Annotated in this window: 9 protein-coding genes; 5 read left to right on the top strand and 4 right to left on the bottom strand. The window is 69.3% G+C overall.

The annotated features are described in order from the left end of the window. The 3 genes from D7X74_RS33100 to D7X74_RS33110 all read left to right on the top strand — a co-directional run. On the top strand, window positions 1-247 hold a 247-nt coding region (locus tag D7X74_RS33100), incomplete at its 5' end, for a helix-turn-helix domain-containing protein (RefSeq protein WP_147446768.1). Between the two features lie 37 nt (window positions 248-284). Then, window positions 285-656, top strand: a complete 372-nt coding sequence (locus D7X74_RS33105) for a VOC family protein (protein WP_120537002.1) — start codon at window positions 285-287, stop codon at window positions 654-656. Window positions 657-839: 183 nt separating this feature from the next. After that, window positions 840-1,625 (top strand): carbonic anhydrase, encoded by a 786-nt coding sequence (locus D7X74_RS33110; protein WP_120537003.1) that lies wholly within the window; start codon window positions 840-842, stop codon window positions 1,623-1,625. A gap of 16 nt (window positions 1,626-1,641) precedes the next feature. On the opposite strand, the gene D7X74_RS33115 is transcribed toward D7X74_RS33110, so the two are convergent. Beyond that, complete coding sequence (locus D7X74_RS33115; protein WP_120537004.1) at window positions 1,642-2,421, bottom strand: hypothetical protein; 780 nt, start codon at window positions 2,419-2,421, stop codon at window positions 1,642-1,644. A 9-nt stretch (window positions 2,422-2,430) separates the two neighbouring features. After that, window positions 2,431-4,146 carry a hypothetical protein gene (locus tag D7X74_RS33120; protein ID WP_147446769.1) on the bottom strand — a complete coding sequence of 572 codons (1,716 nt, stop codon included), beginning with the start codon at window positions 4,144-4,146 and terminating at the stop codon, window positions 2,431-2,433. Between the two features lie 433 nt (window positions 4,147-4,579). Between D7X74_RS33120 and D7X74_RS33125 the strand changes: the two genes are divergently transcribed. Continuing rightward, a complete protein-coding gene (locus tag D7X74_RS33125) occupies window positions 4,580-6,163 on the top strand; it encodes a response regulator (protein WP_120537006.1) in 1,584 nt (527 codons plus the stop codon). A 45-nt stretch (window positions 6,164-6,208) separates the two neighbouring features. Here D7X74_RS33125 and D7X74_RS33130 read toward each other — a convergent pair whose 3' ends face one another. Together D7X74_RS33130 and D7X74_RS33135 are read right to left on the bottom strand one after the other, a co-directional pair. Further along, complete coding sequence (locus D7X74_RS33130) at window positions 6,209-9,142, bottom strand: carboxypeptidase regulatory-like domain-containing protein (protein WP_120537007.1); 2,934 nt, start codon at window positions 9,140-9,142, stop codon at window positions 6,209-6,211. Window positions 9,143-9,381: 239 nt separating this feature from the next. After that, window positions 9,382-10,554, bottom strand: a complete 1,173-nt coding sequence (locus D7X74_RS33135) for an acyltransferase (RefSeq protein WP_120537008.1) — start codon at window positions 10,552-10,554, stop codon at window positions 9,382-9,384. A gap of 117 nt (window positions 10,555-10,671) precedes the next feature. On the opposite strand from D7X74_RS33135, the gene D7X74_RS33140 reads away from it, so the two are divergent. Then, on the top strand, window positions 10,672-11,490 hold an 819-nt coding region (locus tag D7X74_RS33140; RefSeq protein ID WP_147446770.1), incomplete at its 3' end, for an ABC transporter ATP-binding protein.

Here is an 11,490-nt window from a genome sequence, read left to right on the forward strand (position 1 = left end):
GTTCCTGGCGGCGGTGGGCCTGTCGCCCAAGGTGCTGTGCCGCATCGAGCGGCTCCAGCACGCGCTGTCGCTGCTCCAGGGGCCGCGCGCGGTGGAGGGCGCGGAATGGGCGCTGGCGGCGGGGTACTACGACCAGGCGCACCAGGTGCGGGAATTCCGGGCGCTGGCGGGGCTGACGCCGGGGGCCTACGCGCGGGAGCGGGCGGAAGTCGGATTCGTACAATCGCCGGACGCGGCGGGTGCGTAACGTAGGGGCGTTCCCTTTCAGGAAGAGAGGCCTCCCCATGTCCACGACTCCCTCATCGCAGCAGGCCGAGCAGCACCACCGCATCGACTACATCGAGTTCCCCGCCCGGGACACCGGGGAGGCGAAGCGCTTCTACGGCGACGTCTTCGGCTGGAGCTTCGAGGACTACGGCCCGGCCTACACGAGCTTCAAGGACGGCCGGCTGAATGGCGGCTTCGACGCGTCGCTGCCGGTGGGCAAGGGGGGCATGCTCGTCGTCCTGTATTCCAAGGACCTGGAAGCGACGCACGCGAAGGTGCTCGCGGCGGGAGGGCGCATCGTGAAGGACACGTTCTCGTTCCCCGGAGGCAAGCGCTTCCACTTCGCGGACCCCACGGGTAACGAATTGGCGGTGTGGACCGAGCCGTGAGACGGATGTCTGGCGTTGAGGTCCACGAGGTGACAACGCCGTGACACAACCTGTCTGATTAGAAATATTTTGAAATTTGTATCTCAGGGGATTTCTGGGGCACAAGGCGCATCGAGGCATCCCTGGGTTTGAGCCAGGGATGTCCTGCCTGTGATTGACGCCTGCGTCCAAGGACCCCACCCCATGTTGCTCTCCCGCACCGTCTCCGTGCGCGCCCTGAAGGGCGCGTTGCTGTCCTCCCTGTTGCTGGCTTCGAGTGCCTTCGCTGAAGACGAAGTGCACTGGGGCTACGACCAGACCCTGAGCCCGGAGCACTGGGCGGAGCTCCCGGGCGACGCGCTCTGTGGGCAGGGGGTGATGCAGTCGCCCATCGCGCTGGTGACGGCGGGTGCCGCGCATCCGCAGCAGGCGGTCCCCAGCTTCCACTACGCCACGAGCCACGTGCGGATGGTGAACACGGGCCACACGGTGCAGTTCAACTACGACACCGGCAGCACGGTCCGGGTGGGCGCCAACGAGTACAAGCTGGCGCAGTTCCACTTCCACACGCCCAGCGAGCACACGAAGGACGGCGTGGAGTACCCGCTGGAGATGCACCTGGTGCACACGGACGCGAACGGAACGCCCGCGCTGGTCGTGGGCGTGCTCATCCAGGAGGGCGCGCTGAACGCGGCGCTGTTCACGGCCTTCCGGCACCTGCCCCGGCACGCGGGGGAGCAGAGTTCGCCGGTGGGGGCGCTCATCAACGCAAGCGCGCTGCTGCCGCACGACAAGGCGTTCTTCCAGTACGCGGGTTCGCTCACCACGCCGCCGTGCACGCAGGGGTTGCAGTGGTACGTGATGAAGAACCCCATCGAGCTGTCCGACGCGCAGATCGCCGCCATCGAGCGACTGCCGCACCTCAACCCCAACAACCGCCCCCTGCAGCCGCTCAACGGGCGCACCGTCAGCGTGCACTCCGGGCACTGAGCGCGCGTCCGGAAGGTCAGGAGGCGTGGGGAAGTGAAGACACGTCGGGCACGCGCAGGGGCATGGCGTTCTCCCGGTGGTCGTAGAATGACGCGGGGCCCAGCGTGGTGATGAGCTGGGCCTCGGCGGCGTCCCCTTCAGAGGTCATTCCCTGGGTGGGCAGTTCGTAGGGCTGGACGAGGACGAGGCCCCCTTCGAGTGTCCGCCGCTGTCCGGCGGGAATCGCATCCAGGCGCGGACCGAAGAGCTTCACGAAGGGGGCGCCGAAGATGTTGCGCCAGAAGAGGCCATCGAGGCCCTCGCTGTAGTCGCGCACATTGAAGATCTCCGTGGAGCCGAAGCCATCTTCGTTCGGCACGAGTCGGTGGGTCTTCCGGTCGAAGTCGTCGTAGAGCCCTGACTGGGCGAGCGGCGCGCCGAGCAGGTGCATGACTTCCACAATCTGGCGCAGGTGGTTGTCGCGCCAGCCGGGCTTCCTGGCCTCTACGACCGAGGTGGTCCAGATGAGGCTGCCAACGTAGGGGTATTTCGCATCCCGGCTTGGGAGCAGCATGAGGAAGTCGCGATCGGTCTTCGCACCGATGGAGATCGCCTTGAACTCACCATAGGAGGCCGCGAGGGCGCCCGGGTCGAAGGCACCGGGTTCTATCCGTTGATTCATGCCGGACCGTCCGAAGCGCCTGGGCTGGAACCATTGATTTTCGGAGAAGAACCGCTGGAGCAGCTCGCGGACGGTGTTCGTGCTCGGAGCGCCGGGAGGCAGGTGAAACTTCGTCTTCAGGGACCGCGTGGCCATGACGTTTCCTCACGGAAAGGGCTTGATGCTGGCTCTTCCCAGCCGACCGAGATCCCGCAGTTGATCATTCAGCGGGTTCGAGAGGCGGGTTGCTCCCGATGGGTGCCTGGCTGAGCGGACCCAGAGTTCGATGGAACCCCCTTGGTCGCGGACATAGTCAATCATGGCTTTCAGGTTGCCCGTGAGCGACAACTCCGCACGGCCCTTCACCTCGACGAAGTTGTAGGGACTGCCCCAGACAAGCTCACCAGGGTTTCCCCTCACGGAATCCGGGACGAAGCCCTGGGCCTTGCTCCCCGGTGGCGGCAACACCAGGCTCGTGTTCTTCGGGTAGTTCCTGCTCTGGAGCACGGCCTGCTCGAACTCGCTGCCCACGCCCTTGTTCTTGATGACCGTCTGGTAGAGCCGCTCCCACTCCGGATCCACCGCGTACTGGATGCGGGGGTACTTCGACGGGTGACGAAACTGGTAGTCCACCCAGGCCTGCGCCAGATGCTCCGCGCTGCCCGGCAACAGTCGCGTGCCTTCCGCAGTCACCCGCGAACCCACCAGGGCCACGCGCTTGCCCTGCCCGAGCACACGGCCCGCCTCGGCCAGCGGGGATTCCAGCCGCTTCGCCACGGCTTGCAGCTTCGCCACGTCCTCCGCTGACACCGCATCACCGCGTGCCGCCGCGCGCAGCACCCGGCGGATCTCCTGCGCATCCTGGGGGGACAGGTGCTGCACCACCCGCTGCAACACCTGCACCTCGCGCAGGCTCCGACCCGTCAACAGCGCCACCCGCTCCACGCCCTGCGCGCCTTCCGACAACAGGCGACCCGACACCACCGGCAGCGCCACGCTCACCGCGCACAGCAACCGCTCGCCGTCCGTCAGCGGGTGTCCCAGGATGCTGACTCCCAGCACCACACCCGTCACATCCGCCACTTCTCCGGCGACGGGCAGCAGGCCCACCGCCATCTCCAGCACGAGCTCCTCCGGAGGAATGGCTGGAGGCTCCCGGCGCGGGTCCCACGTCGGCGGCGCAATGCGGCCTGCTTCCACCGCCGAGGCCAGCAGGCTGTCGCGCGCCAGCAGGTAGAGCGCCACTTCACTGGGGCTCTTGCGCACGAAGTCCGGATCCAGCGTGTGCGCGTAGGCCCAGTCGAGCACCGCCTCCACCAGCGCCCGCTGCGTCGCCTCGTACAGCGAGCTTTCGGTGAGCAGGCCATCCTGGCCCAGCCTGCGGAAGTGCGCCCCTGCCAGGGCCCGGCCGCGCGCATCCGCCCAGCGGTGGTATTCGTCCAGCTTCGCCTCCACCTGCGTCGAGCGCACGCTGTCCTCGCGCTGCCGCTGCGAGTGCTCGACCTTCAGCCGCAGGTACACCTCCAGCGGTGAGTCCTCCGCGAGCTGCTCCTCGGTCCGTGCGAGGGCCCAGATGAACAGTTCATTCAGTGCGGCATGGCCCGCCTGTCGTTCCATCTGCTTCACGGCGGGTTTCTTCAGCGCGGCCCGCTGTTCCTCGATGAAGGCGAGGTAGCTGCCCAGCACCTCCCCGCCCACGGTGCCGCCCGAGCCCGCGAAGTTGCTGGCGTCACGTGGAAACAGTGGTGGCGAAGCGCTTTGATAGCGCGCGTAACCTTGGAGCCCCATCGGGAGCGTACCGGTGCCATGCGGGGTACACGCCACCAGCGCCAGCAGCAGCACCCCACTTCCGCCGAAACGTCCCAGACGCCCTTGCGCCATGTCGCCCCTCCAGAGCGCTCGTGACTACCAGCAAGGACTGACGTGCCTGGGGCGGCTCGCCACGGTCATCCAGGGTCTGAAGGGATGGGTCCAAGTGCTGCTGGGCCCGGTGGCCTGAAGCCACACCACGACCATCAGCCGTGACGGACGGATCCGTTGGCGTGTCCCCGGCGTGTTGGATTCCGTCTGGAACGACCCCACGCGGCCCTGGCCCGAGGGACTCCGGGAGGGAGGCTCACCGGAGGATGTGAACTGAAACACGCTCGGTCGGCTGCCCTCCTGCATGGCAGCCAGGCCCATGTCGCGGTCTCAACAATTCCCGGATCCTCGCGCACGGGTCCCCCGAAAGGATGGCGGGATCCCCTCGGTCCGGGCCCGCGTACTCCCAGACGCACGGTAGAAACCTGTTGGACCGTCCCTGGGAAAGTCGCTCGTGATCGCCACCGCCACCGCTACCATCCTTCACGTCAACGACACGCCCGCCAGTCTCTACCTGGGCTCCTTCTCGCTGCGCCAGGCCGGCTACCACGTGCTGGAGGCGATGACTGGCGGCGAGGCCCTGAAGGTCGCCCTGGAGGGACGCCCCGACCTCGTCGTGCTCGACGTGAAGCTGCCGGACATGAGCGGCTACGAGGTGTGCCGGCTGCTGAAGGCGGACCCCCGCACCCGGGAGACCGCCGTCATCCACACCTCCGCCACGTTCATCACCGCGGAGAAGAAGGTCATTGGCCTGCGCGCGGGCGCGGACGTCTACCTGACGCAGCCGTTCGACCCCGAGGAGCTCATCGCCACCGTCAACAGCGTGCTGCGCCTGCGACGCGTGGAGCGCGAGGCCCTGGCCAACGCCGCGCGCCTGGAGGAAGCCGACCGCAAGAAGGACGAGTTCCTGGCGATGCTCGGCCATGAGCTGCGCAACCCCCTGGCCGCCATCGCCCTCGCGGTGCAGATGCTCGGCCAGAAGGACTCGAACGGCCTGTCCGAAGCCGACTCGCGCCGCCGCTCCATCATCGAGCGGCAGGTGGAGCACCTGCGCCACCTGGTGGACGACCTGCTCGACGTCAGCCGCATCACCCGGGGCAAGTACGCGCTGCGCCGCGACCGGTTGGATCTCAACACCGTCCTGCGCCACGCGCTCGCCGCCGCCCGGCCGGTGATGGAGGAGCGGCTGCTCATCCTCGAGGAAGCGCTGCCCGAAGCGCCCTCTTGGGTGGACGGCGACCGGACGCGGCTGGAGCAGGTCTTCACCAACCTGCTGGACAACGCCGCGAAGTATTCCCCCGAGGGCAGCGTCATCACCGTGGGCGCCCACGTGGGCAAGGACCACCGCGTGCGCGTGTCCGTGCAGGACACCGGCATCGGGCTCCCGCCGGGCGAACAGGAGCGCATCTTCGAACTCTTCGCGCAGCTGGACACCGGGCTCGCGCGCAGCCGGGGCGGGCTGGGCATTGGCCTGACGCTGGTGCGCCACCTGGTGGAGGAGCACGGCGGTCAGGTGTCGGTGTTCAGCGAAGGCCTGGGCCAGGGCAGCACCTTCACCGTCACGCTGCCCCTGCTGGCGGACGCCGCGAGGCCCGACACGCACCTGGAGCGCGTCGAGTCGCAGAAGGGCGAGTGGCGCATCCTCCTGGTCGACGACAACCCCGACGCGCGCGAGGGCCTGAGCGAGATGCTCCAGATGTGGGGCCACACCGTCGTGGTCGCCGCGGATGGCCACGAGGCGCTCAGTCTGGCGACCCCGGGCTCCTACGACGTCATCATCCTGGACATCGGGCTGCCCGGGCTGAGCGGCTACGAGGTGGCGGAGGAGCTGCGCCAGCGCGCGGCCTCCGACGCGCACCTCATCGCGCTCACGGGCTACGGGGCGCCGGAGGACCGGGCCCGCAGCGAGGAGGCGGGCTTCGACCTGCACCTCGTCAAGCCCGTGGAGCTGGTGGAGATTGGCCGCGTGCTCGCGCAGCTGGGCCCGGTGAAGCGCGGCGCGCACCCCCGTCAGCAGGCGCGCGCCAGGAGCGCGTGAGCCGCCGCCACGGCGCGGAGCAGGGCCCCGCGCCGGGCAGCTGTTTCAGCGCGCCGGGACGCGCAGCACCTTGCCGGGAGGCAGCGTGTTCATGCCGTCCGAGGAGACTCCCCAGAGGGTGAGGGTGCCATCCTGATGAAGCACGGCATCCGCGTGGCCCGACCCCATGGCCAAGGCCACCACCTGCGTCTGGACGGGGGGCGGCAGGCCATTGCGGCTGCCGTTCAGGTTGGTCGTCGATTCTCCCCAGGCGATGACACTCTCATCCGAGAGCACGGCCAGCCCGTAGTTGTCGCGGCGACTGAGGGCCACGGTCCGCACCCCCGTCAGTCCCTGGGGGAGGGGCCGCTCCGGTGAGAGGGTGCCCCAGGTCACCAGGCTGCCATCCACCTTGCGCGCGACACTCGAAACGGTGCCCGCGGAGACCTCCACCACGTCCGTGAGTCCCTGCGGGACCGTGGCCGCGCCATGGCTGTTGTTGCCCCAGGCGACGACGGTGCCATCCGCCCGGAGCGCCAGGGCGTGGTTGCGGCCCGCGGAGATGGCGATGACGTCCGTGACGCCCGGAGGCGCAGTCGAAGCGGGGCTGTCGACGCTCCCCCACGTGACCAGGGTGCCGTCGTTCTTGAGGGCCACGGCGAAGCCGTAGCCCGTGGTGATGGCGACGACTCCGGACAGGCCCCTGGGAACGTCGCCGATGTGGTCGATGTTGTAGCCCCACCAGTCGACCGTTCCATTCTCCTTGAGCACCATGCCGTAGTAGTCCTCCGCGGCGACGCTCACGATCCCCTGGTTCAAGGACGCGGGCGAGTTCCCCCAGACGCTGTTGTCCGCGAGGTGCTGGAGGGTGCCGTCCGGGAGGACGCCCAGGCCCCATGCGTCGCCAAGGGCCAGCGTCTTCTGGGCCACCACCCGGACCTGGGCCGTGAACGTCTGCTGGGGCACGCCCGTCTTGAACACCACCTGCTGGACGCCCGGAGGCACTTCGTAGGGCATCCGCACGACGGCGCGCGTCTGGCTCCAGGAGATGACCTGCGCGGGAGCGCTTCCGTTCACCGTCACCTGGGAAGAGCCCGGCTCGTCGCCCAGGTTCGTGCCGGTCAGGGTCACCCACCCGCCCTGCACCGCGAGCGAGGGGATGGACGTGAACGTGGGCGGCGGCAGGCGGGTGAGCCGCAGCGACACGTTCGTCGTCGCGTTCGCGCTCACCGTCACCGACTGTTCGGCCTTCGCATAGCCTTCCTTGAGCGCCTTCAGCGCGTAGCTCCCCGTGGGCAGCCCCACCAGCGCGAAGCGGCCCTGGGCATCCGGCGTGATGGGCGTGGCGAGGCCGCTCTGGAACACCGTGATGCCCGACAGCTCCCCGCCATCCGAGAGCACGACCTGCCCGTCCACCTGCCCGCGCAGCCGGGGCAGTTGGAGGGACACGGAGACGGACTGGTTCGCCACGACCGTGACCGACGCGCGTCGCTCCGCATGGGTGGACCGGCTGGCCCGCACCTCGTACGTCCCCACCGGCACGCCCGCGAGGGTGAAGGTGCCGTCCGCCTGGGTGGTGGCGCGCAGGGAGGTGCCCGCCAGCGTCACCTCGGTGCCGTCGAGGCTTCCGGCCGCGACCTCCTCCAGGAGCACGGTGCCCGTCACGTCGCCCCGGAGGAGGCTCATCGTGAAGTGGGTGTTGCGGTACTCATCCAGCGACACCTTCACCGGCAGGTTCACGGTCTCGTACGGGCTCAGGGTCGCCTGGAGCGAGTAGTCCCCGGGCAGCAGGCGGTTGAACTGGAAGCTGCCGTTGGAGGTGGTCGTGAAGGATTCGGTCCGCCCGACGAGGTCGATGCGCACGCCCGCGTGGTTCGTGCGGCCTTCCAGCGTCACGCGGCCCTGGATGGAGCCGTAGCGCCGCTCCAGGGTCATCGAAACGGACGCCGTCGCATCCGCCTGCACCAGCACCGAGGTAGACGGGGTGGAGTAGCCGTTCTTCGTGGCCACCACCTGATAGGTACCCGTGAAGACCCCCTCCAGCACGAAGCGGCCCTCCGCGTTCGTGGTGGTGGTCTCGCTCCAGCCCGCGAGCGACACCTGGATGCCCGAGAAGTCCGTGGCGTCATCCAGCCGCACCTGGCCCTCCACGCGGCCCCGGCTGTGCGCCAGCGTGAGCGTGACGGTGGTGGAGCCGCCCTCCTTCACCTCCACCGTCTGGCGCGCGACCACGTAGCGGTCCTTGGTGGCGACGAACTCGTAGGTGCCCGTGGGGACACCGGCCAGGACGAAGCGGCCCTGCGCATCCGTGGTGGCCTTCCCGGTCCAGCCCGTCAGGGACAGCTGGATGCCCTGGGGGGACGCGGCGCCCTCCAGCAGCACCTGGCCCTCCACCTGACCGCGCAGCCGCGACAGCACCTGGGCCGAGGAGGTGGAAATGCCCTCCTTCACCTCCACGGGCTGATGGAGGACCGTGTAGCCGGCCTTCACGGCGACCAGCTCGTAGGTGCCCAGGGCAAGGTCCTCCAGGGTGAAGCGTCCCTGGGCGCTGGTGGTGGTGGCCACGTCCGTGCCCGTCAGGGACACCGCGATGCCGGCGGAGCTGCTGGCGCCTTCCAGCGTGATGAGGCCGCTCAACCGTCCCCGGGTGGCCTTCATGGTGAGCGACAGGCTCACGGAGTCGCCCGCGCTCAGCGCCACTGTCTGGCGCAGCGACGAGTAGCCCGGCTTGGAGGCGGTGAGCTCATGGGTGCCGGGCGGCACTTCTTCCAGCAGGAAGGCGCCTTGCGCGTCCGTGCTGGCGTGCAGCTCGGTGCCCGTCAAGGCGACCAGGATGCCCTCGGCGCGGGTCGCGTCCTGGAGCGTGACCTTGCCCGCGAGCCGGGCGGTGGTGGGCACATCCGGAACGGGGAGCGGTTCCTCTTCGGAGCCCTTGCAGGCCGCGAGGGTGAGCACGAGGCTCAACAACAAGACAGACGACGAAGGTCGCATCGCGTGCATCAGGAGTTCCTGGAATTGACAGCAGGGGTGGGCTTGGTTCCGGGGGGGAACCCCCGGGATGCGCGTGGGTTGGGACCGAGGAGGCGCCTACCTCCACCCCGCGACGAGCGACCTGCCGACGCGAAGGGGTCTGCCATTATTCATGCAGGCCCGCATCATTCCGTGTCGCTGTAATGGATGGGCTTCGCCTCAATGCCAGGGCACGGGCAGGTGACGGAACACCCACCGTGATGCGCGGCTCACGCCAGGGGCTGGATGCCTGCCTCCGCCCGCCGCGCGGCACGCTCCGCCCACCGTGCGCGAATCCACCTGCGCGCGGGCTTCTCCACCCATTGGTGGGCGGCCACGCACAGCACCACGACGCCCACCGTCAGCACCGCCACCGCCCCCACGGACGTGGACGGAACGTCCAGGCGCTTCATCACGGACTTCCACGTGAACAGCAGCGGCATGTGCAGGATGTAGAGCGAATAGCTCGCCTCTCCCAGGAAGCGGAGCGGGCGTGAGGCGAGCACGCTTGCCATGAGTCCCTGGCTCCGGGGCAACAAGACGAAGAGCGCCGCGAACACCGGGGCCAGCAGGCCGTTGTGCAGCAGCGGGAAGGGCAGCGACGCGCTCCCCATCAGCACCGCGAGGATGAACACGCCCAGCGCCGTCAACACGACAGGCCGCGCGCGGGGCGCGGCGTCCGCTCGCAGCAGGAAGTAGCGGCCCGCGAGGAGGCCCAGGATGAACTCCGGCAGCCGCGCCAGCGGGTTGAAGCGCAGCGCCCGCATCCACGGCCCGGAGTGGTACGACGACGCCGGGCCGTGGTCCGGATCCACCAGCAGGTACAGCACCGGCAACACCAGCGCGAGCGCATACGCCGCCACCGCGCCCACCGCGAGCGCCCGGGGCCCTGTCTGTCCCAGCCGCACCGCGAGGAAGGGGAACACCGCGTAGAAGGCCGCCTCCACCGCCAGCGACCAACCCGCGCCGTTCCACGCGAGCGCCGTCCAGGGCACCCAGCTCTGCATCAACAGCGGCGCGAGCACGAGCGCCCCATCCAGCCGCCACAGCTCCCCCGGCGCCTCCACCCACGCGGCGTGCAGGCCCTTGAAGAACGCGGGCGCGGCCAGCGCGAGCCCCAGCGCATAGAGGGGATACAGGCGCGCGAAGCGGGCCACCCAGAACGCCTTGCGTGCCTCGCGCGTGTCGGGCGGGCGCTCCAGGTGGTGGTAGCCCAGGATGAACCCCGACAGCACGAAGAAGAACCCGACGCTCACGTAGCCGCTGTCGAGCAACCCGTGCAGCCCCGGCGGCGCCTCCGTGCCGGTGAAGACCATGTGGTACACGTGGTACGCGCCGATGTGCGCGGCCGCGAGGAATCGCAGCCCGGTGAGGACATCCAGGTACCGCCGGGAAGAGGCCATGAGGCCCGCGAGTCTGGCAGCCCTGTTTTCATGGCTCAATCACCCGGGGCGTCGCCTGCCTGCCCCGTTCGGACGCGGGTGGAAATAGAGCCCCTCCTTCGGCGTAGATGGGGCCACATGCTCAGCCTGCGCAATCTGGTGAAGGTGTACCCGGGGCCGGTCACGGCCCTTCGCGGCGTGGACCTGGAAGTGCCCCGGGGGATGTTCGGCCTGCTGGGCCCCAACGGCGCGGGCAAGTCCACGCTGATGAAGATCCTCTCCGGCCTGCTGGAGCCCACCTCCGGCGAGGTGACGCTGGACGGCCTGGACCTGGTGCGCCACCCGGAGGCCCTGCGCCCCCACCTGGGCTACCTGCCCCAGGAGTTCGGCTTCTACCCGTACCTCTCCGGCCAGGACATGCTGCGCTACCTGCTGGAGCTCAAGGGCGTCACCGCGCCCCAGGGCCTGAAGGCGCTGTGCGCGCAACTGCTGGAGCGCGTGAACCTCACGTTCGCGGCGAAGCGCAAGGTGAAGGAGTACTCGGGCGGCATGCGGCAGCGGTTGGGCATCGCCCAGGCCCTGGCAGGCAATCCCAAACTCATCATCGTGGACGAGCCCACCGCGGGCCTGGACCCGGAAGAGCGCCAGCGCTTCTACCGGCTGCTGGCGGAGATCGCCCACGAGCGCACGGTGCTGCTGTCCACGCACATCGTGGAGGACGTGGCCATGCTCTGCCCGCGCTTCGCCGTCATCCGCCAGGGCCGCGTGGTCGCCATCACCAGTCCCAGTGAAGCGAAGGCCGCCCTGCACGACACCCTCTACGAGGGCACCGTCCCCCCGGCCGACATGGACACCTTCCAGCAGGGCCACCGCGTCACCCAGGCCGTGCTCTTCGAGGGCAAGAACCGCGTGCGCATCCACGCGCCCCCCGGCGTGCCCGTCCCCCCGGGCTTCGAG

The sequence above is a fragment of the Corallococcus sp. CA047B genome (assembly GCF_003612065.1).
GTDB lineage: Bacteria > Myxococcota > Myxococcia > Myxococcales > Myxococcaceae > Corallococcus > Corallococcus praedator.